Here is a 24,375-nt window from a genome sequence, read left to right as displayed (position 1 = left end):
TCAGCCGCCGGCGTCCGCGGACAGGAAGGCGACGGTGTCCCCCGCCACCAGGGGCAGCCACTCGTCCCTGGTGACCTGATCGCCGTTGAGCGCGGCCACCACGTGGCGGTTCAGGGTGAGGCCGACCGCGGCGGCGGCGGCCCCGAGGGTGGCGGCTTGGACCTCGCGCGGCCGATGGCCGCCGTTCCTCGCCAGCGCGCCGAAGCACTCCACCACGACCTGCGGTGGCGGCCGGTCACGGGCCGCCGCGTAGTCGTCCGGGGAGTTGACGTTCACCACGGACTCCAGCTCCGGGTCGCGCCGCGCGAGCTCGGCGTCGGCCAGCAACTCCTCGTCGCTGAGCTGGGCCACCTCGCAGTGCTTGAAGAGCATGCCCGGCCGCAGGTCGCCCGCCGCCAGGAGGTCCTTGACCAGCCCGGCCAGTGCGGTTCGGTAGCCGGCGGCCAGGGGCTGCCGGAAGCCTCGGGCCACCGGCAACGCGACGTCCGTCCCGGCGGGCAGGGCACGCAGGACGCGGCGGACGAAGGCCGGGTGGAGGAACGGCATGTCGGTGGAGCACACGAAGGCCGTCTCGGCCCGGTCGGCCACCGCCGCGAGCCCCACGGCCAGGCCCTGCATGGGGCCCAGCCCTTCCACCGGATCCTCGGCCACCGAGACGTTCGAGGGCAGTGGCGGGAGCTCCTGCCCTGGGGCCGCCACCACGACGACCGGACCGTCCACCGCCCTGGCCAGGACAGCGGCGGCTCGATACAGCAACGTCGAACCGTGCCACTCCAGCCAGGCCTTGGGCTGCCCCATCCGCGTGGAGCGCCCGCCCGCAAGCACAACGCCGGCAGCAGTCGTCATGCCCGCATGCTAGGCCACGCCGTCGATTCCTCTCACGCGGGGCCGGTGGGGGTCACGCGATCGGCCGCCGGGTTTCAGGGCGTGGAAGCCCTCGTCCCGGACGCGAGGCGTGCCGCCGGTTCGTCCTGGTCGGCGTCGTTCAACGACCGCGCGTGCCGGATCCTGACACGGACCTCGCCGCCGGTGGGGGGAAGCTCGGTGGCGAGCACGTCGCCGGGGTGCAGGCAGGTCAGCGGGCCGGCGGAGGTGTCGACGTCGACGCGGGTGGCGATGCCGAGTGCGACGGTCCGGCGCAGTGTCCCGGTCACCGACCGGGTGTCGTCGTCGTGCTCGTCGTGGGAGTCGAGGACGAGCCGGGTGTGCTCGGGCCGCGCGACCAGGGTCTCCGCCAGGCCGGTGAGAGCCGGCGGGAGAAGGTTGGTGTAGCCGAGCAGCCGAGCCGTGTCGGGGTCACCGGGCTGGTCCAGCACGTCGGTGGTGGGGCCGTGCTGGCGGATCCGGCCGCCGATCAGCAGCGCGGTTTCCTCGGCCAGGGCCAGGGCCTCCTGCCGGTCGTGGGTGACCATGATGGTGGCGGTGGGCTGCCCGGTCAGCGCGGCGCGCAGGTCGGCGAGCAGGTCGGCGCGGGTGGTGCTGTCCAGCCCGGTGAACGGCTCGTCGAGCAGCAGTACCCGGGGGCCGGCCGCCAGCGCGCGGGTGATGCTGACCCGCTGGGCCTCGCCGATGGACAGGCTGCGGGCGTCCCGGTCGGCGAGAGGGCCGAGGGCGAGCGCCTCGATCCACGGTCGTGCGCGGTCGCGGGCCTCGCGGCGGCTCACACCGCGGAAACGCAGTCCGCTGATCACGTTGTCGGCCACCGTGCCACGGCGCAGGATCGGCCGCTGCAACACGGCCCCGATCGCGTCGCGCATCTGTGACCGGGTCGCGGGACGGCCGTCCAGCAGGATCTGTCCGCTGACGCGGTGGCTGCTGAGCAGACCCAGCGCACGCAGCAGGGTGGACTTGCCGGCGCCGTTGGGCCCGAGCACGGCCAACGTGCGTCCCGACGCGACGTGCAGCTCCGGCACGCTGAGCAGTTCCCGGCCGCCGGCGTGCACCCGCAGGTCTCGGCACCCGATCCCCGCGCTCATCGCGGCGCCGTCCGTTGCTGCTGGATCAGGGTCAGCGACAGGTTCACACCGAACGCGATCAGCAGCAGGATCATGCCGAAGGCGATCGCGAGCGAGAACTGGCCCCGGCTGGTGGCCAGTACGGCGGCGGTGGTCAGCACCCGGGTCTGTCCCACCAGATTTCCGCCGACCATCTGCGCGGCCCCGACTTCGCTCACCACTGCCCCGAACGCGGCCATCGCCCCGGCCAGCAGCGGCAGTCTGGCCTCGCCCAGCAGCGCCACGAGCGCGCGGATAGGGGTCGCTCCCAAGCCCCGCATCTGAACGCGGAAGTCGGGATCGACCTGTTGCAATGCGGCCGCGACCAGTGCGATCACGATCGGAGTGGCGATCGCGGCCTGTGCGACGATCATCGCGGTCGGAGTGTAGAGGAGCCCGAGCCCGCCCAGCGGTCCGCTGCGCCACAGCAGCACGGTGACGAACAGGCCGACCACCACCGGTGGCATGCCCATCCCCGTGTTGGCCGCCGCCAGCAGGATCCGCCGGCCCGGGAAGCGGGCCAGCGCCACGATCGCGCCGAGCGGCAATCCCACCAGCAGGGCGATCGCGGTCGCGGTCAGCGAGACGCGCAGGGTCAGCGCGGTGATCGACCAGCTGTCCTCGTCCCCGGAAAGCAGCAGCCTGATCGCGTCCGCGAACCCGCCGAACAGCACGTCCATCGAGTGACCTCCCCGGCCGGGCTCACTGGCCCAGCGTGGCTTCGTCCGCTCCGGCGTCGGGGGTGAACAACGGCCGGCCGAACTTCTCCCGCCCGAACTCGCCGATGAGCCGCTGCGCGGGCGGCGCGACGATCCAGTCGGCGAACGCCTTCGCGCCGTCGGGCCGCACCCGGCTTCCCGACTTCTTGGTCATCTCGATGACGTGGTAGACGTTCAGCAGGCCCGCATCGCCCTCGCTGAGCACCTCCAGCGCCAGGGTGTCGCGCTGGGTGAGATAGGTGGCCCGGTCCGACAGCGTGTACGCCTCCTTCTCGCCGGCGACCCGCAGGGTCTCGCCCATGCCCTGCCCGGTGGACTGGTACCAGGTGCCGCCCGGGGTCACACCGGCCTTGGACCAGAGGTCCTTCTCCTTGGAGTGCGTACCTGAGTCATCACCCCGGGAGACGAACACCGCCTGCGCGCCCGCGATCTCCTTCATCGCATCCACGCTGCTCTTGCCCCGTATCTTGGCCGCGTCGGCCCGCGGACCCAGGAGCACGAAGTCGTTGTGCATCACCAGCCGTCGCGAGCCGGCGCTGCCCTCGGCCACGAACTTCTCCTCCGCCGCGGGGGAATGCACCAGCAGCACGTCGGCCTCACCCCGACGGCCCAGCTCGATGGCCTGCCCGCTGCCGACCGCCACGGTCTTGACCTGCCAGCCGCTGTCGCGGGTGAACGCCGGCAGCAACTCGTCGAGCAACCCACTGTCCTGAGTACTGGTCGTGGTCGCCAAGATCAGCGACTTCTCCGCCGCGGAGTTCGGCGCCGGCCCGCTGGAGGAGGCGCCGTTCCCACAGGCGGCCAATGAGACCGCCGCGACCCACGCTAAAACGACCAAGAGCCCTCTGCGCATGGCTGTGACCCTATCTGTGCTACTTCAGAACAGCGCAAGGGTAAGTTGTGCAGACGTGACCCGATATCGGGATATATGCACCGAGCTCGCCCACCAGATAAGCGCCGGAACCCTTCACCCCGGCGACGAACTGCCGGGGGTCCGCGAGCTCGCCCAGCAGTGGCACACCACCGCCTCGACCGTCAGCCGGGCACAGCGTCAACTCGCCGACGCGGGAGTGCTCGAACTGGCCGACCGACGCCGCGCACGCGTCGCCTCCGGCGCCGCGCTCGCCGCCCGGCGGTTCCTGCAGGTGGACTCGGTCCTCACCCTCGCGGGCAGCGACGATCCCGCCCTCGACCTCCTCACCGGCGCTCTGGACGGACGGCTGAGAATCGTCACGCGCGAGGGCAGTGTGGCCGGCCTCAACGCGGTGCGCCAAGGTCACGCCGACGGCGCCGCGATCCACCTGCTGCACCACACCGGGGTCTACAACGCGCCCTTCGCGCTCGGCATGCTACGGGGCCTGGAACCGCACCTGATCCACCTCTGGCGACGCGAGCAGGGGCTGATCGTGCCGCCGGGCAACCCCCGCCGCATCACCGGCATCGCCGATCTCGCAGAGCGGCGGATCGCTTCCCGACGCCCGGGTACGGGGACCCGGATCCTGCTGGACCGGCTGCTCCTCGCCGACGGCCACGACCCCGACGGCCTCAGAGGACCGCAGGTCAACACCCATCTCGAAGTCGCCCTGGCCGTCGCCACCGGCACCGTCGACGCCGGCCTCGGAGTCCGCTCGGCCGCGACCGACCTGGACCTCGAATTCATCCCCCTGACCTGGGAGGACTTCGACATCGGGCTGGCCGGGCACGCCCTCGACCCGGCCGCCCATCTCATCGCCGCACTGCGGAAGCCGACCCTGCGTTCCAGGATCTCCGCGCTGGGCGGCTACGACACCTCCAGGTCCGGCGAAATCACGAAACTCCCTGCTACAGACCCGACCAACGGCCATGTGCCGGGGCGCGGCCACCGTCGACAAGCGGGATAGGTCACTCCTTCACCGGACGAATGCCTCTGTTCGCACTCCGCTACGACAGGGGACGTAGTCGCGAACCCGCTCGCAGGACGACGCCGAACGCCGCAGCCCCCGGAAAGTTCGCTCGCGGGACGGGCGCGGCGAAGCGGGCCGGCCCGCCCGGCGCGGGTCAGGCGTGCGTGGCCAGCCACTCCACCAGGGGACGCAGGTCACGCCAGGAGTCGCGGACTCCGGACAGAGCCTGCTTCCCGGTGGCCTTGGTCACCGGGATACGTTTCTCGGCGCCCAGCGACTTGTAGCGGAGCAGCTCGATGCGCGGATGGTCGGCCGAGTAGCCGCGCGGCTGGGTCTTGACCCGCTCCCCCACGAGCGAGAACCCCTTGCCGGTCAGCCGGTCCACGATCTGCCGCAGCTCGGGGCCCGACTTGTCGTCGGCCACGGCCGCCCGGTAGCGGCCGGTGTCGTCGGAGGCGAAGGCGTGGAAGCCGGCGCCCACGAACAGCCCTTCGGCGGAGAGCTGCAGGTAGTAGCCCGCATGTCCCTCGCCGCCGACGGTGGCGCCCTGGCTGGTCTTGTACGGCGACTTGTCGTTGCTGAACCGCGTGTCACGCTGCGGCCGGAACAGCTTGGCCGGCCCGAACTCCTCCTCCAGCTCCTCCAGCAGCGCCTGGAGCGGCGCGCGCACGGCGCTGTCGTAGTCGGCCTTGTGCGCGTGCCAGTGTTCGCGCGTGTTGTTCGCCTCCAGTTCCTTGTAGAAGTCGAAAGCCTTGCGCGGGATGCCGTCGAAGGCCACCCGTCCTCCCTCCACCGAGAATCACACTAGGGCGACGAAGCGTTCGACGACCTCAGCGGCCTGGGCGGCGTTCAGGCGGGGGTCGCACGCGGTGCGGTAGCGCAGTAGCTCCGGTGGCCGCCAGAACGGCCTCGGCGTGGTGATGCACTCGGTGACGTCCTCGGGCGTCATCTCCAGGTGCAGCCCGCCCGGATGCCTCCGCTGGGCCCGCATGATGCGGACGAACGCCACGACCTCCTCCAGGATCGCCTCCATCGGCCGGGTCTTGGGCCCGGCGCCGATACGCATCGTGTTGCCGTGCATCGGATCGCACAGCCACACCACCGGTCTACCCCGCCGGGTGACCTCACCCACGATCTCCGGCAGCAGGCTGCGCACCCGGATGCTGCCCAGGCGGACGATGAACGCCAGCCGGCCGTCCCTGCCGTCGGGGTTGAGCAGGTGGCTGAGCCGTACGGCCTGCGCGGGGGTGATGGTGGGCCCGATCTTGACGCCGACGGTGTTGGCGATGGAACGGGCGAAGCCGACGTGCGGACCGTCGGGCTGGCGGGTGCGCTCGCCGATCCACACCGAGTGGGCCGAGGCGGCGTGGTCGCCGCGCACCAGCGGGCGCTCGTAGTCCAGCAGCAGGGCCTCGTGGGAGACGTAGGCCCGTTCGAGCGGCGGGCGGCCGGTCCAGGATTCGCGTACCACCTCCAGCACCCGCTCGGCGCACTCGCGGGCGCGCAGCAGCCGGGCGGGGTCGGGGTGGCGGGCACCCGGGTCGTCGGCCGCGCTGTTGACCGCGTCGCCCCGGTAGGACGGGACCATCGTGCCGTCGGGCATGCGCTCGTAGAGGGCCGAGCGGGGCTTGCCGTACTGCCCGGCCAGGCGGCCCAGCGGCACGGCGGGCGCGTCGGTGGCGGACCGGATCAGGTCGGCCAGGCCGTACAGCTGGGCCAGCTTGGCGCGTACCTCGGCGGGGCCGGACTCGCAGAAGCGCTCGGCGCAGTCGCCGCCCTGCAGCAGGAATCCCTCGCCGCGGCCGACGCGGGCCACCGCCTCGGTGAGCCGGTCGCACTCCTCGGCGGTGACCAGCGGCGGCAGCGTGTGCAGGGTCCTGGTGACGCGCTCCAGCAGCGCCAGGTCTCCCCAGTCGGGTTGCTGTGCGGTGGCGGCGGTCACGGCGTCTCGCTCCTGAGCCTGGCCTTGTCGACCTTGCCGACCGGGGTGAGCGGCAGGCTCGGCACGACGACCACGCGGTCGGGGATCTTGTACGCGGCCACGCCACGCTCGCGCATGAACGTGTCGATGTCCCTGGACGTGGGCGGCCCGCCGCGGGCTACGACGTAGGCGCACGTACGCTCGCCCAGGTAGGGGTCCGGGACGGGAACCACGGCGGCGGCCCGTACGTGCGGGTGGGCAAGCAGGTGCTCCTCGACCTCCTCGGCGGGCACCTTGTCACCGCCGCGGTTGATGACGTCCTTGACCCGGCCGCAGATGACCAGGTGGCCGGTCTCGGTACGGCGGGCCAGGTCGCCGGTGCGGAAGAACCCGTCGGCGGTGAAGGCCCGCGCATTGTGCTCCTCGGCGCGAAAGTAACCCCTGATCGTGTACGGCCCGCGGACCAGCAGCTCGCCGACCTCGCCCGTGGGCAAGTCGTCGCCCGCCTCGTTCACGATGCGGACCTCGTCGTGCTCCGACAGCGGCCTGCCCTGGGCGGTGGCCAGCAGTTCGGGGGAATCGTCCGGAGGGCTCTGGCTGAGCAGCCCCTCGGCCATGCCGAACGACTGCTGCACGCGCCCCAGCCGTTCGCCGACGTCGCGGGCCAGCTCCGGGCTGACGCTGGCGCCGCCCAGCTGCACCAGGCGCAAGCTGGACAGGTCGTACGAGCTCCAGGAGGCGGCCTCCGTCCACAGCAGCGCCAGCGACGGCACCAGCCCCGTGACGGTGACGCGCTCACTCTCGATGAGCGGGAAGGCGTCGTCGGGGCTGGGCGTGGGGGTGAGCACGACGCTGCCACCCGCGTGGAGCGTGCCGAGCACCCCGGGACAGCCGAGCGCGTAGTTGTGCGCGATGGGCAGCGCGGCCAGGTAGACGTCGTCGGGGCCGAGGCGGGCGTTCGCGGCGCTGAGCCGGAGGTTGCACAGGTAGTCGTCGTGCGTGCGCGGGATGAGCTTGGAACGCCCGGTGGTGCCGCCGGACAGCAGGAAGAGCGCCACGTCGCCCGGCTCGGGCCGCTCCAGGTCGGCGGGCTCGGCGTACAGGGACGACAGCGGCGTGAACTCCCCGGGCTCGCCGGCCACGACCACGTGCTTGGGGCCGCTGATCTCGCGGGCCAGCTCGCGGTGGTCGAAACCCTGGTGGACGGCCGGGATGACGTAGGCGACGGCCTCGGTGTGGGCGGCCAGGTGGCCGATCTCGTCGCGACGGTGCGGCGGCAGCGCCAGCACCGGCGGAGCGCCGAGCGTGAGCAGCGCGAAGAGCGTGTCGATCAGGTCGGGGGTGTTCGGGAGCTGCACGATCACCCGGTCGCCACGCCGTACTCCCAGGTCGTGGAACCCGGCGGCCAGGCGGGCGGCGCGGTCGGCGAGCTCGCGGTAGGTGCGGCGGACGCCGCCGGACACCAGCGCGGTGCGCTCACCGTGGGCGCGCAGCAGGACGTCGAGGGTCTGGCCGGTCCACAGCCCGAGTTCGCGGTGGCGCCGGGCGGTCTCGGCGGGCCACGGTACGCATCCGGGGATCATCTGGTCCTCCTCACGGCGCGATCCGCGCCATGTGCCAGTCCTCGCCCTGGCGGCGGTAGCGGAAGCGGTCCTGGATCTCGTCGGCCCTGCGCTGCCAGAACTCCACCTCCTCCGGCGTCAGCCGGTAGCCGCCCCAGTGGGCGGGGCGCGGGATCTCCTGGCCGGTGAAGCGGGCGCGCTGGGCGTCGAAGCGCTCGCGTACGACCCGCCGGTCGTCGATCTCGGCGCGCTGGTCGCTGCTCCAGGCCAGCAGCTGGATCGAGCGGGGCAGGGTGGCGAAGTAGGCGTCGGACTCCACCTCGCCCAGCCGGCTGACCGGGCCCTCGGCCCTGATCTGGCGGCCCTTGTCGAGCCAGCCGAAGCACAGCGCGGCCACCGGGTTGACCGCGACGTCGGCGGCCTTGCGGCTGGCGTGGTTGGTGAAGTACACGAACCCGTGGTCGACGTAGGCCACGTCGACCCAGCGGGCCGAGGGACGGCCGCGGTGATCGGCGGTGGCCAGCACGGCGGAGTTGGGCATCCGGGGGTCGGCCGCCCGCCACTCCTCCTGCCAGAGCAGGAACTGACGCAGGGGGTCGGCCGTTAACTGGGTCAGCATTTTCTCATTCCTGCCATTCTCTCGTCTTTTAGACTCTATTGCCTATAATTGGCGTCATGCAAGAAGTCGCTCACACTCTCGTCGCCCGCCATCGGGAAATCGCCACCCCCCGGACATTCCATCTCCTCGGTCTGGAATGGGATCTCCTGCCCGGTGTCTACGCCCCTCACCTGTCACAATCCTCCGCCCTTTACGCCGAATGGCTGCCCTATCCGCTGCACGGCTCCTTCTGCGAGGTCGGCAGCGGCACCGGCTACATCTCGGTGCTGGCCGCCCTGCGCGGCTGCGCCTCGGTGACCGCCCTGGACATCAGCGAGGCCGCCGCCGAGAACACCCGGCTCAACGCCGCGCGCCACGGCGTCGCCTCGACCATCAGGGTCGCCTGCGGCGACATGTTCGAGCCGCTGACCAGCGGCGACAGGTTCGACGTCATCTACTGGAACTCCAACTTCGTCGAGGGCGAGCCCGCCGATGTGCTGGAACGGGCCTTCTTCGACCCCGGCTACGCCGCCCACGCCGCCTTCTTCCGCGACGCCGCCGCCCACCTGGAACCGGGCGGCCGGCTGCTGCTGGGCTTCACCGACCTCGGCGACGAGCCCCGCGTGCACGCGCTGGCGGCCGAGCACGGCTGGCGGGCCGCACTGCTGCGCGCCGCGAAATGCGCCGCCGAGAACGGGCACATCGAATACCGGCTCCTCGAATTCACGCGAGCCGGATGAACGTTTTCTCCGGGCCTTGCGGAAAGGCCCGGAGAATTTCATCCGAAACGGCGTACGGCGAGCGGCACCAAAATGGCGGTCGCGGCCACCGCCCAGGCCGCCGTGAAAAGCACGGGCAGCAATACCGGACCGCCGCTGGACAACCCCACGAGCGCGTCGCCCGCCAGCGACAGCGGATTGGCGCGCACCACCGGCTGCAGCCAGCCGGGGAACTGTTCCACCGGCACGAATCCCGACGACAAGAACAGCAGCAGCGTCACCGGCGTGTTGAGCGCCCCGCTGACCGCCTGCTCGCTGGAGGCCGACGTCGCCACCACGACCGCCAGCCACAGGAAGATCCAGGCGAACAGCGCGACGACCGCGAAGAACCCCAGCGCGGCCAGCGGCCCCTGGGTGAAGCGGAACCCGGCCAGGTAGGCGACAGCCGTGGTGACCACGGCCACCAGCACCGCCCGTACCAGGTCGCCGGTGATCCGGCCGGCCAGGACCGAGACCCGGCTGATGTTCATCGCCCTGAACCGGTCGACGATGCCGCCGCGCAGGTCGGTGAAGAACCCCAGCCCGGTGCCGACCGCGCCGTAGGCGGCGCTGAAGAGCACGATGACCGGGGCCAGCCGGTCGATGTAGCGGCCGTGGGCGGCCTGGTCGACCAGCTCGCCGAAGACCAGCAGCATGAGGAAGAGCAGGATCAGCGGGAACAGGACCGAATCGGCGACCAACTGCGGGCTCTTGGCGAAGCGCCGCAGCGTGCGACCGGCCAGCAGGCCCGTCTCGGTGATGGTGTTCATGTCGCCCTCCTGAACGCCTGGACGGCCGCGATCGAGAAGACGGCCAGCAGCCCGGCCAGCCACACCACCGCCTTCAGCACCGGCCCGGCCGTCGGGCCGCCCTCGGCCAGCGCCCGCAGCGCGTCGAGCACGGCGGTGACCGGCTGGTGGCGTACGAACGGCTCGATCCAGGCAGGGAAGGCGTCGGCGGGCACGAAGGCCGAGGACACCATCAGCGGCGGCAGGTAGAGGACGTGCAGCGTGGCCGAGACCGTCTCGGGGTCGCGCGAGACCAGCCCGAGCGCGCTGGTGCCGGCCGACACCGCGAGCGCGAAGGCCACCGCCAGCGCGACGAAGCCCAGTGCGGCCAGCGGCCCGGCCTGGAAGCGGAAGCCCGCCACGTAGCCGGTCGCCACGATCACGGCGATGGCCAGGAGCGCCCGCAGGCTGTCGGCCGCCATCCGGCCCACCACGACCGCGCCACGGCTGATGGCCAGCGAGCGGTAGCGCGCCAGCATGCCGCTGCGGCGGTCGGCGGCGAAGGCGAAGGCGGCGCCGATCGCCACGGAGAACATCCACTGCACGACGATCGCCGGGGGCAGGAACTGGGCGTAGTCGACGCCGTGGGTGCGCAACAGGTTGCCGAACAGCGCCAGGAACCCGAACACGAAGATGACCGGGAAGACCACCATCGTGCTGACGGTGTCGGCCGCCGAGGTGAGCCGGATGTTGCGCCCGGCCAGCAGCAGCCCCTGCCCGAAGAGGTTGGCCAGGCCCGCCTCGCTGGAGGGCGCCGCGCCGGTGGCGGGGACCGTGCCGGTGGAGGCGGTCATGAGCCGACCTCCTCTCGTTCCTCCCCGCGCCGCTGCCCGGACCGGTGGCCCGTCAGGGCGAAGAAGACCTCGTCCAGCGTGGGCCGGCGCAGCCGGATGTCGTCGGCCTCGATCCCGGCCTCCCGCAGCGCCGCGACGACCTCGGCCAGGGTGTCGGAGTCGGCCCCGCGCACGGTGACCGTGCCGCCGGACTCCTCCACGCCCTCCAGCCGCTCCCGCAGCGTACGCAGCACCTGCTCGCGCGGCTCGGCGACCACCTCGCAGACCTGCCCGCCGACCCGCTTCTTCAGCTCGCCCGGCGTGCCCTCGGCGACCACCCTGCCGTGGTCGATGAGCACGATCCGGTCGGCCAGGCGGTCGGCCTCCTCCAGGTATTGAGTGGTCAGCAGCAGCGTGACGCCCTCCTCGCGCAGCCCCGCCACCACATCCCACATCTCCTGGCGCCCGGCCGGGTCCAGCCCGGTGGTCGGCTCGTCCAGGACGACGACGGGCCGCTTGACCACCAGGCTGGCCGCCAGATCCAGGCGGCGGCGCATGCCACCGGAGTAGGACTTGACCGGCTGGTCGGCGGCAGCGCCCAAGCCGAAGGCGGTCAGCAGCTCCTCTGCCCGCGCCGCGGCCGCCGGGCGGTCCAGCTTGAGCAGCCTGCCGAACAGCACGAGGTTCTGCCGCCCGGTCAGCACGTCGTCAACCGCGGCGAACTGGCCGGTCAGGGCGAGGGACGCGCGGACGCCCGCGGGATCGCGGGTGACGTCGTGCCCGGCGACCGAGGCGCGACCGCCGTCCAGCGGCAGCAGCGTGCTCAGGCAGTTGACCGCCGTGGTCTTGCCCGCGCCGTTGGGACCCAGCAGCCCCACCACGGCTCCCGGCTCGACGGTGAACGACACCTCCTCCAGGGCCGTCTTCTTGCCGAAGACCTTGCGGAGACCCTCGACCTCGACTCCCCCTCCGTGCATGAGCCCTACCTCCCGATGTGAGTACTCCCGGTGTGCCTGTGCCCGTCAGCCTTCCTGCTTCACCGGGGTCTGCTGGTGGAAGGCGAGCTTCCAGGCGTTGCCGCTGCGCTCGTACACGCTGGTCATGTAGAGCTGGAAGGACATGTCGGTCCCCTTGAGCCGGACGGTGGACCGGTAGGTGATCAGCGCCGACTCGGCGCCGAGCTCCAGCACCTTGACGTTTTCCAGCTTGTAGTCCTCGAAGGGCGACTTGTTGGCGTCGATGTCGTCGGCCAGCTCGTGACCGGTCTGCAGGCCGTCGGGCTCGACGCAGATCGTCCGGTCGGTGACCAGCTCGCGGTAGAACTGGCCGTCGCCGACCGAAATGGCGGCCCAGCCCTTCTCCTCCAGGTCGCGCAGTTCCTTCTCGAGGCTCATGTGGTCGTCCTTTCCTGTCGGGATGGATGGTTTCCTACGGGGTGGAGGGCCAGCGGCCGGGCAGGCCACAGAACTCCAGCAGCTGCTCGACCAGCCGCTCCTCCTGCGGCACCAGGTAGAAGTGGTCGCCGGGGAAGACCCGCAGCCGGAACGGGCCCGTGGTGTGGCGCTCCCAGGCGGCGGCCTCCTCCTGGTTCACCTCGGGGTCGGCGTCGGAGACGCACGCGCACACCGGCGTGCGGATCGGGCTCAGGTCGCGGGGCCGGTAGGTCTCGATGAGCCGGTAGTCGGCGGCCAGCGTCGGCAGGATCAGCTCGCGCAGCGCGGGGTCATCCAGGACCTCCTCGCTGGTGCCGCCCAGCCGCCGCAGATCCGCCAGCAGCGCCTCCTCACCGCCCAGGTACACCTCGGTACGGCGCAGCCGGTCGGGAGCCGGACGGCCGGAGACCACCAACCCGGCCGGCGGGCCGCCCGGCTCGGCCTCCAGCAGGCGGGCCGTCTCGTGCGCGACGGCGGCGCCCATGCTGTGGCCGAACAGGGCCGTGGGGACCTCGGCCAGCGGGCGCAGCGCGGACGCCACCGGCCCGGCCAGCTCGTCCACGGTCCGGGCGAAGGGTTCGCGCACCCGGTCCTGGCGGCCGGGGTACTGCACGCCGTACAGCTCGACCCCCTCGGGCAGGCGGGCCCCCCACGTCTTGAAGAAGCTCGCCGCGCCGCCCGCGTGCGGGAAGCACACCAGGCGCAGCCGGGGCACGTCCTGGACGCGCAGCGGGCGCAGCCACTGCTCGCGCTGCCGGGTGGTGATGATGGTCATGCCGGCTGTTCCTCCAGCTCCGTTCTCGCGGCGGCGATCAGCTCGTCGGCGGACATGGGACGGGGCGGCGGGCCCGACAGCCGCTCGGGGAACCCGAGGGCGGCGGCCATGGCCTGCCAAACCGTGCTGACGGACACGTAATACTGTCCCTCACGCAGGGGATCGACTCCGCCACACACCGCTGTCCACGTTCCCATGATTGCCCGCTGTACGCCTTCCGGCCACATGGTCGCGAGGATCTCCCGGTACGCCGGAGCCTCCGCGGGACCGATGACGCTGGTGGCGGGCAGGTCGAGCCCGGGGTCGGCGGCGGCGTCCAGCCGGGTCGTCTTCCTGGCCTCGGCGGGCAGATGCGGGCGCGGCGACCACAGCACCGGACCGTGGGTGTCGGCCAGCGTGAGCGTGCCGCCCTCGGTGCCGATGGTGACGCGGTGCAGCAGGTGGGCGTGGTTGTCGGGGTCGGCGGGGTGCAACTGGTTCTGCACGCGCAGCGTGAAGGGGACGCCGGCCAGCGTGCCGTCGATGGTGCGGAGGGGGCCCGAGCCGGTGGGCGCCGGCAGGTCGAAGGGCCGCAGGCCGCCCAGCGCCCGGCCCAGGATGTCGAACAGGTGGTAGGAGACCTGCACGCCACAGGCGGCCTCGATGTACACCGGGCGCAGCCTGCGGGCGGCGGCGATGAAGCGCCGCACCGGCGGCAGGTGCACGTAGTGGCTGTTGACCTGGTAGACCACCCGGTGGCGGCGGGCGGCGCGCAGCGAGGCGGCCAGCTCCTCGCGCAGCAGCGGCCCTTCCTGCAGCACGTGCACGCCGCGGGCCATCAGCTCGGCCGCCACCCTGCTGCCGGGGCCGCCGTTGACGTCGGCGAGCAGGACGACGCACGCCAGGTCGATCTCATCGGGCACGTCCTCGACGCGGGTGTGCAGGGGCACGCCGGCCTCCTCCGCGCACGCCCGGGAACGCGGGCCGCCCTTGGCCAGGATGCCGGCCAGCTCGAAGGGCGAGCCGGGCGCGGTGAGGGCGGCCAGGTGCACCCGGCCGAAGCCGGTGCCGCAGACCAGCACTCGGGGTCGCCGGCTCACAGGACACCCTCCTCGACGGGTACGCGCGACGGCTCCAGGACCTCCACGGCCGGGTCGTCGCGCAGGTCGCGCAGCACGCCGCCCGGGTCGAGCACGTCGGCCGCGTCGTGCGCGCCCGGCGGGACGCGGCCCGTGGCGACCTCCCGGGTGGCGGTGGCCGCCAGCGCGGCGGTCAGCTCGTAGCCGTCGGCGGCGCGGACGAGCAGCACCCTGCCGTCCAGGTCGAAGACGAGCTGGAAGTACGGCCGGCGGCCCAGGCCGTCCAGGCGGGCGGCCAGCTCCAGGTCCCCGGCGACCCGCTCGGCGTCCCGGTCCCCGGCGCCGGACAGCGCGCGCAGCGTCCGCTCGCCGTCGAAGACGCCCCACCACTCCACCTCGGCCAGGCCGAGCGTGCGGGCCAGCCGCTCGGTCTCGCGGCTGAGGTAGGGATACGCGCTGACGCGGCCGGGGAAATGGGGCAGGGCGACCCGCTCGGCCGGGCGCAGCGCGCCGCGGATCACCTGGTGGCCCTGCCAGGCCGCCAGCGGGACGGCGTAGTCGCCCGACAGGGAGGCGACATAGTCCAGTGCGGCGGCCCTGGTGAAGCGGTCCAGGCCGCCGGCGTGGGCGACCAGCCGGACGGGCCGGCCCGCGCCCTGGGCGAGGGCGCGGGGCAGCAGCGCGGACAGACCGGGCATCATCCCGGCGGCCAGCACCGCCGAGCGCCCGCCGGCCAGGGCCGACAGGCGGGCGTGGTCGAGCTGGTCGCCGGCCACGTCCACGTAGTGGGCGCCGGCCCGCAGCGCGGCTTGGGCCACGGTGTCCTGGACGCGGGCCGAGGGGCCCGCGCAGTTGACCACGATGTCGCAGCCGGCGCAGAAGCGAGCCAGCCGGTCGGCCTGGCAGAGGTCCACGGCGACGGCCTCGTCGCCCGGGCGGGCGGTCTGCCGTACCCGGTCCAGGTCCCTGCCGCCCAGGCGCAGCGGTCCGGGCAGGCGGCGCACCAGCGCGCGGCCGACCGCGCCGTAGCATCCGATCACGCCGGTCGTCATGACCGCTCCTCGTGGATGCGGGCCAGCAGGGTGGCGACCTCCTCCACGTTGGGCGGCTGCAGGCAGCCGAAGTGGTCGCCGGGGATGTCGGCCACGCGCAGCTCGCCCAGGCACAGCTCGCGCCAGAACCCGGTCATGTCGTCACGCAGCCACGGCAGGAAACGGGTGTCGCCGAGCTGACGCAGGAACGTGATGTCCCCGGCGTACGGTTCGGGCTGGTGGGAGCCGACCGCGAGCAGGCTGTGCCGTACGACCCGGAAGAAGGTGGCGACGTGCCGCTCGACGTCGGGGTCGGCGTGGCTGGTGTTGGCGGCGCGGCCGATGGCGGCCAGCCGCTCGGCCTGCGGGCGGGCCGCCTGGGCGCGGAAGCACGCGGCAGCGGGCGCCAGTTCGCCGGTCAGCTCGGTCACGCGCCCCGCCGGCACCCGGCCGGGGTCCTCGCGCAGGAGCAGCTCGAACACCTTGGACATGAGCCCCTCGTCGGCCGGGTAACCGGCCTCGGCCGGGTCGACGCCCATGACCTTGGCGAAGACGTACTCCACGATGAGCTCGTCCTCGATGATCCTGGGCAGCGTGTAGCTGCTGATCACGGTGAGGCCGGCGACGTCGGCGCCCGCCTCGGTGAGCTGCCGGGCCACCTCGGTGGCCAGCAGGCCGCCCATGCAGTAGCCGACCACGTGGAAGGCGGGCGCGCCGGTGTCGAGCAGCGCCCTGGCGTAGCGGGCGGCGCGGCGCTCGATCAGGCCGCGCGGGTCCTCGGCCAGGTAGGTCTCCACGTCGGTGACCGCGAGCCCGGCCAGGGGACCGCCCTTGGCCGCCAGCAGCCGCGACAACGCCCGGTAGGGGGCCAGCGTGCCGCTGCCCTCGTGGACGAGCACGCGCAGCGGGCCGCCGGTCCCCGGCTCGCCGCCGAGCGGGATGAGCGGGGAGCTCTCGGCGTGGCCGCCGCTCTCCTGGTGGCCGCCGCCGTGGCGCAGTTCCTCGGCCAGCGCGGCGACCGTGGGCCGGTGCAGGATGTGGCGTACGAGGTCGTCCCAGTGGACGCCGGCCGCGGCCGTGACGCGGTCGCGCAGCGTGGCGGCCAGCTTGGCGACCACGAGCGAGTCGCCGCCGAGGTCGAAGAAGTCGTCGTCGCGGTTGACCTCGGGCACGTCCAGGACCTCGGCCCACACGGCGGCCAGCTCGCGTTCGAGGTCGTCGCGGGGCGGGCCGCCCGCCGAGGCGCGGCTCGCGGCGGCGCGCGGCAGCCAGGAGCGCAGCGTGGCGGTGTCCACCTTGCCGTTGCGGGTCAGCGGCAGCTCGTCGGCGATCTGCAGGTGCGCCGGGATCATGTACTCGGGCAGCCGCCTGGCCAGGTGCCCGGCCAGCGAGGAGACGTCCAGCGGCGCCCGGTCGGCCTTGAACCGGGCGGCGAAGACGTTCTGGCCGAGCGGGCCGGTGACGTCGTGGGGCTCCGGCAGGCAGAGGGTCACGTCGGCGCCCGCCGCGCGCAGGAGCTCCAGCCACTGGTCGCGGCCGAGGAAGGTCTGGTCCAGGCCCCTGCGCAGGTCCTCGTAGTCCCACTTGCGCGGGTCCTTCTCCGGCATCATGAACTCCATCGAGGTCATGATCTGGTAGCTGTCCTTGGTCGTCTCGATGAAGACCAGCCAGCCACCGGGGCGCAACATCTGGACCAGCCGGTTCAGCACCCGGCCGGCGTGGCGGGAGTTGTGCAGCACGTTGGCGCACAGGATGACGTCGAAGTCGTTGGGCGCGTAGCCCTGCTCGCGGAAGTCCTCGTTGATGTCGAACAGGCCGTAGCGCACCCAGGGCAGGTCGCCGAAGCGCTTGCGGGCCTCGGTGAGGAAGAAGGACGACACGTCGGTGAACAGGTAGTCCACGTCGAACTCCGCCAGCGCCGGGATCATCTGCGCGCTGGTGCCGCCGACGCCCGCCCCGGCCTCCAGCACCCGCAGCGGGCCCTCGTGCCGCGCGGCGATGCGGCGCAGCGTCTCGATGGTGGCGTGGTTGACGTAGCGGCTGATGATGTTCTCCCGGTAGGCGGCCTCGGAGATCTCCAGGCGGCCCTCGGGGAACAGCAGCGGCAGCGGGTCCATCTCGTCGCGGACCAGCTCCGGCAGGTGGTCGGTGCTGGTCCTGAAGTACGCGATCAGCGCGGCGGGGTAGCTGTCCTCGCGTTGCAGCTCGTCGACCGCGCGCCAGGCGGCGTCCACGTCCTCGGCGGTGGCGGTGCGCACGGCGCGCAGCACCTCGCCCTCACGGGTCAGGAAGCCCTCGTTCTCCAGCACGCGCAGCCAGCGCCGGACCAGGCGGTGGTGCCGGGGCGCGGCCTTGACGGCGTGGATGACCCGTTCGGTGGTGGCCGTGTCGCCGGGCTTGCCGAACACGCCCTGACCGGCGAGGGCCCGCATGATGCCGACGACCGCCGCCCGGTCGAGCCGGGCGATGAACTCCATGAGCTCGGCACGGTCGATGTGCGCGGAGTGCGGGTCGGCGGCGCGGGAGGCGGCCCTGCGCAGTTCCTCTGCCAGGTCAGCGGCCGAGCCTTGCTGGCCCGCGGTACGGCGGGCGGGCTGGGCGAAGCCGGCCAGACGGCGGTCCATGCCCTCGCCCTCGACCAGTACGTGGGCGGTGGCCACGGCGGGGTGCTCCTGCAGGGCGGCCTCGACCTCGGCGAGCTCGATCCGGTGCCCGCGGATCTTGACCTGCCGGTCGTCGCGGCCGAGGAACTCGATCACCCCGTCCTCGCGGTAGCGGCCCAGGTCGCCGGTGCGGTAGAGGCGCTCGCCGGTCTCCGGGTGGTGGATGAAGCGCTGGGCCGTCTTGTCGGGGTCGCCGAGGTAGCCGAGCGCCAGCCCGGCGCCGCCGATGTACAGCTCGCCGGCCGCCCAGTCGGGGCACGGCCGCAGCGCGTGGTCCAGGACGTGGAAGGTCTGGTTGGCCAGCGGCTTGCCGTACGGGATGCTCGTCCAGTCGGGCGCGGGCTCGCCGATCGGGTGGTGGATCGACCAGATCGACGCCTCGGTGGCGCCGCCGAGGCTGATCAGCTCCAGCCCGGGCAGGTGGGCGCGGATGGCCGGGGGCAGCGTGACGGGGATCCAGTCGCCGCTGAGCAGGGCCAGCCGCAGGGTGCGCAGGTCAGCGCCGGGACCGGCGGCCAGATAGTGCTCCAGCATCTGGAGCTGGGCGGGTACCGAGTTCCACAGCGTCACCCCGTGCTCGGCTATCAGCCGGGCCCAGGAGGCGGGGTCGCTGCGGCCGGCCGGGTCCGGCAGCGCGAGGGCGCCGCCCACGGCCAGCGGCCCGAAGATGTCGTAGACCGACAGGTCGAAGCCGAGGCTCGCCAGTCCCAGCACGCGGTCGGCCACGGTGACCGAGAAGCGGCGGTTGATGTCGGCGACGGTGTTGAGCGCCGCCTCGTGGGAGATCATCACTCCCTTGGGGTCGCCGGTGGAGCCGGAGGTGTAGATGACGTAGGCCAGGTCGCCGGGACGCGCGGGGCTCTCGGGCGCGGGAGCGGTGGAGGGCGGCAGCGTGTCGACGTCGATGCGGCGTACGCCGGGCGGGCGCTCGCCGATCCACGACTGGGTGAGCACGGTGCTCACCCCGGCGTCGGCCAGGATGCGCTCACGCCTGGCCGCCGGCTGGCCGAGGTCCACGGGCAGGTAGGCGGCCCCGGCCAGCAGCGTGCCGAGCACGGCGGCGACCTGTTCCCAGCCCTTGGCCATGACGATCGCGACCGGCGCGTCCGTGGCGCCCGCCAGGTGCTCGGCCACCGCGGTGGCCCGGGCGAGCAGCTCGCCGTAGGTCAGCGTGCGGTCCGCGGCGATGACGGCCGGGGCGTCGGGCGTGGCGGCGGCCTGCGCGACGACGGGCTCGTGCAGCAGCCCGGCGGGGCGGGGGGCCGCCGTGTCGTTGGCGCGCTCGCGCCGCTCGGCCTGCGCGGCGGGCAGCCCGACCGGCGAGGCCGACTCCCAGGCGGCGTCGGAGGCGGCCAGGTCGAGCAGCAGCCCGTGCAGGGCGCCGAACATGTCCCCCACCAGCCCGTCGGGGAGGACGCCGTCGCGTACGTCCGCCCTGACCTCCAGGACGCCGCCCTCCACGAGGGCCTGGCAGTCGATCCACACCTGGGGGGTCTGGCTCCTGCCGTACACGACCTCGGCCAGGCCGTTCATGCCCTCGTTCTCGTCGCCGAGCCCGACGGTGCTGGTGAAGACGACCGGCATGAGCGCGGCGTGCCTGCCCCGGCGGCGGGCGATCTCGCGCATCACCTCCACGCCGGAGTAGAGCCGGTGGTCCAGGTCCGCCCACAGCCGCCGCTGGAGAGCGGCGGCGCGGGCGGCGAAGCCGTCTCCGTCCGTGCCGTCCACCTCCAGGAGGCTGACCGTGGTGAAGTCGCCGACGAGCGAGCCGACCTGGGGGTGCAGCGGCTGGCGGTTGAGCAGGGTGAGGTTGAGGCAGAAGGCGGGCTGGCGGCTCCAGCGGCCGACGACCTCGGCGAAGGCGGCGAGCACCGCGGTGGAGGGGGTCACCGCGTGTGCCGCCGCCCGCTCGCGCAGCCCGTGCCACTGCTCGGGCGTGAAGGTGACTTGGTGGCGGGTGAAGGTGCCACGGGCCTGGGCCTCGGGGTCCTCGCGCAGCGGCAGCTCGGGGGCGCCGGGCAGGTCGTCGAGCCGGTCCTCCCAGTAGCGCCGGTCGCGCTCGTAGGCGACGCTGTCGCGCAGGCCGCGGGCGGCGGCCACGTAGTCGCGGAAGGTGATCTCCAGCGGCGGCAGCTCAGCGTCCGGGTCGAGGTAGAGCCGCTTCAGCTCGGTGAGCAGGAGCTGGATGCTCAGGTAGTCGGCGATGAGGAAGTCGACGGAGACGTGCAGCAGGTCGCGTTCGCCGGTCCGGGTGACGCGCACCTCGAAGAGCGGCCAGGTGGCCGGGTCGTAGTCGCGGCTGTCCATGGCGGCCCTGGTGGCGGCCAGGTGAGCGGTGACCTCGGCGGCGGGGCGGCCGGTGAGGTCGGCGACCTGGACGCGGTAGCGCGGCGTCGCCGGGGCGGTGACCTGGTAGCCCTCCCGGTGGACGGTGGCGCGCAGCATGTCGTGCCGTTCGATGAGCCGGTTCCAGGCGTCTTCCATCCGCCCCGGGTCGAGGTCCTCCATCGCGAGTTCGGCGTAGACCTGGCAGGCGGTGCCGCCGTAGTCGAAGGCGTCGCCGCGGCCGAGCAGGTAGGCGGCCTGTACGTCGGTGAGGGGGAACGGCTCGTGCCGGTGCTCGGGGTCGGGCGTCAGCGGCGTGGCCGGACGCCGCAGGTATTCCAGCAGATCGTCCTTGTGGGCGGCCAGCAGCGCGCGTCGTTCGTCGGTGAGCACGCCCTGGGGAGCGCGAAACCGTAGCCGGCCGGACTCCTCCCACAGGTGCACGCCCTCGCGGGCCAGTTCGGTGATGAGCTGACCGGCTGTCATATCGCGCCCTCCTCGAAGGCTTCGTCGTCGCGTTGCTGCTCGATCAAGGCCGCGTGCTCGGCGATGGTCGGCCCGGCGAACAGCTCCCGCAGCGGGAGCTCGACGCCGAACTCGATCCTGATCTCCTCGGCCAGGCGGGTCGCCAGGATGCTGTCGCCGCCGAGGGTCACGAAGTTCTGGTGCCTGCCCACCCGCGGCACGTCGAGCAGTGCCTGCCAGATCCCGGCCAGGGTCTCCTCGACGGGGCCGGCGGGCGGGGCGTCCTGGGTCTCGCCGTTGTCGTGCTCCTCGGCCAGGCGGGCGACCGCGGCGCGGTCGACCTTGCCGTTGGCGTTGAGCGGGAGGCTCGGCAGGACGGCGATCGTGCTGGGGATGGCGTAGGACGGCAGGCGGTCGGCCAGCCAGGCGCGCAGGTCCCCGTCGTCCAGGTCGCCGGTGGCCACGACGGCGGCAGCCAGGCGGCGGGCGGCGCCTCCCACGGTCGTGGCCACCACCCGCTCCACCCCCGGACACTCGCCCAGCGCGGCCTCGATCTCACCCAGCTCGATCCGGTGACCACGCACCTTCACCTGATGATCGACCCGACCCAGGAACTCCAGCGTCCCATCAGGCCAATACCGGCCCATGTCGCCCGTGCGATACCAGCGCAGCCCCTCACGCTCCACGAACTTGGCCGCCGTCGTCTCCGGATCACCGCGATAGCCCTTGGCCACCCCGGCGCCGCCGATCCACAACTCCCCCGCCACCCAATCTGGGCAGTCCCGGCCCAGCCCATCCACCACCCGGAAACACTGGTTGGCCAGCGGACGCCCATACGGCACCGACACCCACTCCTGCGGCACCACCGCCGGTACCGGGCAGAAGTTCGACCAGATCGCCGCCTCCGTGGCCCCACCCAGCGCCACCAACCGGCACCCGCCAGCCGCCGCCGCCAGCCGCGCCGACAGATCCAACGGCACCCAGTCCCCCGACACCAGCGCCAGCCGCAACGAACCCAACCGCCCCTGACCGACCACCAACAGCATGTCCAGCAACGCCGGCACACTGTTCCACACCGTCACCCGATACTCGGCCACCAGCCGCGCCCACGCCGCCGCGTCCCGACGCTCCTGCTCATCGACCATCACCAGCGACCCACCGGCCGCCAGCAACCCGAACACATCCCACACCGACAAGTCGAAATCCAGCGCCGACACCGCCAGCACCCGATCCTCTTCGCCCACCCCGAACCGGGCGTTCACCTCCAGCACCGTGTTCAACGCCGCCCGATGCGAAACCTCCACCCCCTTCGGCTCACCCGTCGACCCCGACGTGAAAATCACATACGCACTCGACTCCGGATCCACCTCAACGGGTGCGTCCAGGGGCGGGCCGTCCGGGAGGCCGGTGATCTCCAGCCGTACGTCGGCCCGCTGGAGCATCCGCTCCCGGCGCAGCTTGGGCTGGTCGACGCCGATGGGGACGTACAGCGCACCCGCCGCCAGCACCCCCAGCACGACCGCCACCTGATCGGGACCCTTGGGCAACGACACGGCCACCGCCTCCCCCGGCCGCACCCCCGAACGACGCACGAACCCCGCCACCCGCAACGCCCGCTCCGCCAACTCCCCATAAGACACATCCGGACAGATCGCCACCCGCGCCGGATCACGCCGAGCCAGCTCGAAGAACCGCCCGTGCAACGTCCCCTCCGGCAACGGCGCGGCGGTGTCGTTGGCGCCTACCCGGGTGACGAACTGCTCGGCCGGGGTGAGGCAGGGTACGGGCATGTCCCAGTCGTCCTGGGTGGACAGGCGCTCCAGCAGCCCGGCGAAGGCCGCGACCATGCCGTCGAGCACGCCGGGCGGGAAGAGCTCCTCGACGGCGTCCCAGTTGACCAGCAGGCCGTCTTCCACCTCGACGAGCTGGTGGTCCAGCCAGACCTGCGGCGTCTGCGACACCCCCCAGACGGGGTCGGCGAACAGGGTGCCGGTGAGCCCGCCGTCCTCGCCCATCACTCCCAGGGTGCTGGTGAACACCACCGGCATGGTGACGTCGGCCGAGCCGGACCTCCTGGCCAGCTCGCGCATCACCCACAGCGCGGAGGCGTCGCTGTGCTCCAGGTCGCGCACCACCCGGCGCTGCAGGCGGCGGGCGCCGTCCAGCCAGGTCTCCCCGGGCTCGTAGGCCACCAGCAGCAGCGAGGTGAAGTCGCCCAGGACCTGGTCGATGTCCGGGTGCACCTCGCGGCGGTCGAAGAGGGTGAGGTTGATCGTCATGTCGCGGCGGGCGCTCCACGCGCCCAGCGCCTCGGCGAACGCGGTGGCCAGCACCGTGGAGGGGGTCAGGCCGTATTCGCGGGCCGTGTCCTTGACGGACTGCCACTGCTCGGTGGGGATGCGGACCTGGCGGCGGACGAAGCGCGGGCGGCCGATCCTGGCCGGGTCCTTGGCCAGCGGGAGCTGGGGCGCGGGCGGCAGCTCGGCGACCCTGGCCGACCAGTATTCCTGGGCGCGGCGCAGCGCCTCGGGGTCGGGCTTCACGCTGAGCACGTAGTCGCGGAAGGACAGGCCTACCGGAGGCAGCCCGGCGTCCGGATCGCGGTAGAGGGCGTCCAGCTCGCGCAGCACGGTCATGGTGCTGAGGGCGTCGAGGATGATGTTGTCGAAGCTGACGCCGAGCCGGGTGCGGTCCTCGCCGTACCGTACGGCCCGCATGTCGAACAGCGGCCAGCGGGTGGCGTCGATGAGCTGGTGCGACATGGACTCGCGCAGTTCGGCCAGCGCCCGGTCGTCGTCGCCCTCGCCGGCCTCGGTGACCGGGATGGTGAAGCGCGGCACCTCCGGCAGGATGCGCTGGGTGCCGTCGGGCAGGAAGACCGCGCGCAGCATCTCGTGCCGCTCGTTGAGCCGGTTCCAGGCCGCCTCCAGCCGGGGCAGGTCGAGCCCGGCCAGGTCGTACTCGGTGTAGAAGTGACAGCCGACGCCGCCGAGGGCGAAGTCGTCGGTGCGGCCCATCCAGTAGGCGCGCTGCACGTCGGTCGGCGGGAAGGGCTCGTACCGGTGGTCCGGATCGGCGCGCAGGGCGGGCTGTCCGGCGGCGTGCTCCTCCCCCAGCCGTACGGTCGCGGCGAAGTCGGCCAGCTCCGGGTGGTCGAACAGGTTCGTCAGCTCGGCCTCCGCGACGCCGGCCGCGCGCAGGCGGGTGATGAGGCGGGTGGCGAGCAGGCTGTCGCCGCCGAGGGTGAAGAAGTTCTGGTCGCGGCCGACGGCGGGCAGCTCCAGCAGCTCGGCCCAGATCCCCGCCACGACGCTCTCCACGCCGGGGCGGGGCGGTTCGACGTGCTCGGCCCGCTCGGCCTGCCGCTCGCTCAGCAGGGCCTGGACGGCGGCGCGGTCGATCTTGCCGTTCCCGCTGAGGGGCATGCTGGACAGCTCGGTGATCTGCTCGGGGATCATGTACGGCGGGAGCCGTTCGGCCAGTCGCCGGCGCAGATCGGTGGGGTCGAGGTCGCCGGTGGTCACCACGGCGGCGGCCAGGCGGCGGGCGGCGCCTCCCACGGTCGTGGCCACCACCCGCTCCACCCCCGGACACTCGCCCAGCGCGGCCTCGATCTCACCCAGCTCGAT

19 protein-coding genes are annotated in these 24,375 nt (G+C 72.8%); 2 read left to right on the top strand and 17 right to left on the bottom strand.

The window, feature by feature from the left end; translation table 11 throughout:
* The 4 genes from BLS95_RS42485 to BLS95_RS42470 form a co-directional block, all read right to left on the bottom strand.
* Positions 1 to 846 carry an NTP transferase domain-containing protein gene (locus tag BLS95_RS42485; RefSeq protein WP_090945278.1) on the bottom strand — a complete coding sequence of 282 codons (846 nt, stop codon included), beginning with the start codon at positions 844 to 846 and terminating at the stop codon, positions 1 to 3.
* A 74-nt stretch (positions 847 to 920) separates the two neighbouring features.
* On the bottom strand, positions 921 to 1,976 hold the full coding sequence (locus tag BLS95_RS42480; protein ID WP_090945277.1) for an ABC transporter ATP-binding protein: 1,056 nt from the start codon (positions 1,974 to 1,976) through the stop codon (positions 921 to 923).
* Positions 1,973 to 2,674 (bottom strand): ABC transporter permease, encoded by a 702-nt coding sequence (locus tag BLS95_RS42475; RefSeq protein WP_090945276.1) that lies wholly within the window; start codon positions 2,672 to 2,674, stop codon positions 1,973 to 1,975. Before BLS95_RS42475 ends, BLS95_RS42480 begins: the two co-directional genes overlap by 4 nt.
* Positions 2,675 to 2,696: 22 nt before the next feature.
* A complete protein-coding gene (locus tag BLS95_RS42470; RefSeq protein WP_090945275.1) occupies positions 2,697 to 3,566 on the bottom strand; it encodes an ABC transporter substrate-binding protein in 870 nt (289 codons plus the stop codon).
* 55 nt (positions 3,567 to 3,621) lie between these two features.
* Here BLS95_RS42470 and BLS95_RS42465 point away from each other — a divergent pair, with 55 nt between their 5' ends.
* Entirely contained in the window at positions 3,622 to 4,593 is a 972-nt protein-coding gene (locus BLS95_RS42465; protein WP_090945274.1) for a substrate-binding domain-containing protein, read from the top strand.
* A 157-nt stretch (positions 4,594 to 4,750) separates the two neighbouring features.
* Here the strand turns inward: BLS95_RS42465 and BLS95_RS42460 are convergent, their stop codons facing one another.
* Genes BLS95_RS42460 through pdxH form a run of 4 tightly spaced genes read right to left on the bottom strand, consistent with a single transcriptional unit; the run spans position 4,751 to position 8,698 of the window.
* Entirely contained in the window at positions 4,751 to 5,374 is a 624-nt protein-coding gene (locus BLS95_RS42460) for a DUF2461 domain-containing protein (RefSeq protein WP_090945273.1), read from the bottom strand.
* A 21-nt stretch (positions 5,375 to 5,395) separates the two neighbouring features.
* Entirely contained in the window at positions 5,396 to 6,538 is a 1,143-nt protein-coding gene (locus BLS95_RS42455) for a 3-deoxy-7-phosphoheptulonate synthase (protein WP_090945272.1), read from the bottom strand.
* Positions 6,535 to 8,100 (bottom strand): (2,3-dihydroxybenzoyl)adenylate synthase, encoded by a 1,566-nt coding sequence (locus BLS95_RS42450; protein ID WP_090945271.1) that lies wholly within the window; start codon positions 8,098 to 8,100, stop codon positions 6,535 to 6,537. The genes BLS95_RS42455 and BLS95_RS42450 overlap by 4 nt, the downstream gene beginning before the upstream one ends.
* A gap of 10 nt (positions 8,101 to 8,110) precedes the next feature.
* Positions 8,111 to 8,698, bottom strand: coding sequence for a pyridoxamine 5'-phosphate oxidase (gene pdxH, locus BLS95_RS42445; protein ID WP_090945270.1), 588 nt, complete (start codon positions 8,696 to 8,698; stop codon positions 8,111 to 8,113).
* 56 nt (positions 8,699 to 8,754) lie between these two features.
* Here pdxH and BLS95_RS42440 point away from each other — a divergent pair, with 56 nt between their 5' ends.
* Positions 8,755 to 9,417 carry a methyltransferase gene (locus tag BLS95_RS42440; RefSeq protein ID WP_090945269.1) on the top strand — a complete coding sequence of 221 codons (663 nt, stop codon included), beginning with the start codon at positions 8,755 to 8,757 and terminating at the stop codon, positions 9,415 to 9,417.
* Between the two features lie 38 nt (positions 9,418 to 9,455).
* On the opposite strand, the gene BLS95_RS42435 is transcribed toward BLS95_RS42440, so the two are convergent.
* The 9 genes from BLS95_RS42435 to BLS95_RS42395 form a co-directional block, all read right to left on the bottom strand.
* Positions 9,456 to 10,205 carry an ABC transporter permease gene (locus BLS95_RS42435; protein WP_090945268.1) on the bottom strand — a complete coding sequence of 250 codons (750 nt, stop codon included), beginning with the start codon at positions 10,203 to 10,205 and terminating at the stop codon, positions 9,456 to 9,458.
* Positions 10,202 to 11,017, bottom strand: coding sequence for an ABC transporter permease (locus BLS95_RS42430; RefSeq protein ID WP_090945267.1), 816 nt, complete (start codon positions 11,015 to 11,017; stop codon positions 10,202 to 10,204). Before BLS95_RS42430 ends, BLS95_RS42435 begins: the two co-directional genes overlap by 4 nt.
* Positions 11,014 to 11,973 carry an ATP-binding cassette domain-containing protein gene (locus tag BLS95_RS42425; RefSeq protein WP_090945266.1) on the bottom strand — a complete coding sequence of 320 codons (960 nt, stop codon included), beginning with the start codon at positions 11,971 to 11,973 and terminating at the stop codon, positions 11,014 to 11,016. The genes BLS95_RS42430 and BLS95_RS42425 overlap by 4 nt, the downstream gene beginning before the upstream one ends.
* A gap of 45 nt (positions 11,974 to 12,018) precedes the next feature.
* Positions 12,019 to 12,390 (bottom strand): nuclear transport factor 2 family protein, encoded by a 372-nt coding sequence (locus BLS95_RS42420; RefSeq protein WP_090945265.1) that lies wholly within the window; start codon positions 12,388 to 12,390, stop codon positions 12,019 to 12,021.
* Positions 12,391 to 12,424: 34 nt separating this feature from the next.
* On the bottom strand, positions 12,425 to 13,204 hold the full coding sequence (locus tag BLS95_RS42415; protein ID WP_090945264.1) for a thioesterase II family protein: 780 nt from the start codon (positions 13,202 to 13,204) through the stop codon (positions 12,425 to 12,427).
* On the bottom strand, positions 13,201 to 14,283 hold the full coding sequence (locus tag BLS95_RS42410; protein WP_090945263.1) for a Gfo/Idh/MocA family oxidoreductase: 1,083 nt from the start codon (positions 14,281 to 14,283) through the stop codon (positions 13,201 to 13,203). The genes BLS95_RS42415 and BLS95_RS42410 overlap by 4 nt, the downstream gene beginning before the upstream one ends.
* Positions 14,280 to 15,314 (bottom strand): saccharopine dehydrogenase NADP-binding domain-containing protein, encoded by a 1,035-nt coding sequence (locus tag BLS95_RS42405; RefSeq protein ID WP_090945262.1) that lies wholly within the window; start codon positions 15,312 to 15,314, stop codon positions 14,280 to 14,282. Before BLS95_RS42405 ends, BLS95_RS42410 begins: the two co-directional genes overlap by 4 nt.
* On the bottom strand, positions 15,311 to 20,767 hold the full coding sequence (locus BLS95_RS42400) for a non-ribosomal peptide synthetase (RefSeq protein WP_090945261.1): 5,457 nt from the start codon (positions 20,765 to 20,767) through the stop codon (positions 15,311 to 15,313). The genes BLS95_RS42405 and BLS95_RS42400 overlap by 4 nt, the downstream gene beginning before the upstream one ends.
* On the bottom strand, positions 20,764 to 24,375 hold a 3,612-nt coding region (locus BLS95_RS42395; protein WP_143044101.1), incomplete at its 5' end, for a non-ribosomal peptide synthetase. The genes BLS95_RS42395 and BLS95_RS42400, both read right to left, overlap by 4 nt.

The sequence above is a fragment of the Nonomuraea jiangxiensis genome, assembly GCF_900099965.1.
Lineage (GTDB): Bacteria > Actinomycetota > Actinomycetes > Streptosporangiales > Streptosporangiaceae > Nonomuraea > Nonomuraea jiangxiensis.
This window is presented reverse-complemented; position numbering and strand designations above follow the sequence as displayed.

Excerpts from the sequence above, each read along its gene's own strand:
- BLS95_RS42435 (WP_090945268.1), bottom strand. The coding sequence starts at position 10,205 with ATGAACACCATCACCGAGACGGGCCTGCTGGCCGGTCGCACGCTGCGG.
- BLS95_RS42475 (WP_090945276.1), bottom strand. The coding sequence starts at position 2,674 with ATGGACGTGCTGTTCGGCGGGTTCGCGGACGCGATCAGGCTGCTGCTT.
- BLS95_RS42470 (WP_090945275.1), bottom strand. The coding sequence starts at position 3,566 with ATGCGCAGAGGGCTCTTGGTCGTTTTAGCGTGGGTCGCGGCGGTCTCA.
- pdxH (WP_090945270.1), bottom strand. The coding sequence starts at position 8,698 with ATGCTGACCCAGTTAACGGCCGACCCCCTGCGTCAGTTCCTGCTCTGG.
- BLS95_RS42425 (WP_090945266.1), bottom strand. The coding sequence starts at position 11,973 with ATGCACGGAGGGGGAGTCGAGGTCGAGGGTCTCCGCAAGGTCTTCGGC.
- BLS95_RS42405 (WP_090945262.1), bottom strand. The coding sequence starts at position 15,314 with ATGACGACCGGCGTGATCGGATGCTACGGCGCGGTCGGCCGCGCGCTG.
- BLS95_RS42450 (WP_090945271.1), bottom strand. The coding sequence starts at position 8,100 with ATGATCCCCGGATGCGTACCGTGGCCCGCCGAGACCGCCCGGCGCCAC.
- BLS95_RS42415 (WP_090945264.1), bottom strand. The coding sequence starts at position 13,204 with ATGACCATCATCACCACCCGGCAGCGCGAGCAGTGGCTGCGCCCGCTG.
- BLS95_RS42440 (WP_090945269.1), top strand. The coding sequence starts at position 8,755 with ATGCAAGAAGTCGCTCACACTCTCGTCGCCCGCCATCGGGAAATCGCC.
- BLS95_RS42420 (WP_090945265.1), bottom strand. The coding sequence starts at position 12,390 with ATGAGCCTCGAGAAGGAACTGCGCGACCTGGAGGAGAAGGGCTGGGCC.
- BLS95_RS42400 (WP_090945261.1), bottom strand. The coding sequence starts at position 20,767 with ATGACAGCCGGTCAGCTCATCACCGAACTGGCCCGCGAGGGCGTGCAC.
- BLS95_RS42480 (WP_090945277.1), bottom strand. The coding sequence starts at position 1,976 with ATGAGCGCGGGGATCGGGTGCCGAGACCTGCGGGTGCACGCCGGCGGC.
- BLS95_RS42485 (WP_090945278.1), bottom strand. The coding sequence starts at position 846 with ATGACGACTGCTGCCGGCGTTGTGCTTGCGGGCGGGCGCTCCACGCGG.
- BLS95_RS42430 (WP_090945267.1), bottom strand. The coding sequence starts at position 11,017 with ATGACCGCCTCCACCGGCACGGTCCCCGCCACCGGCGCGGCGCCCTCC.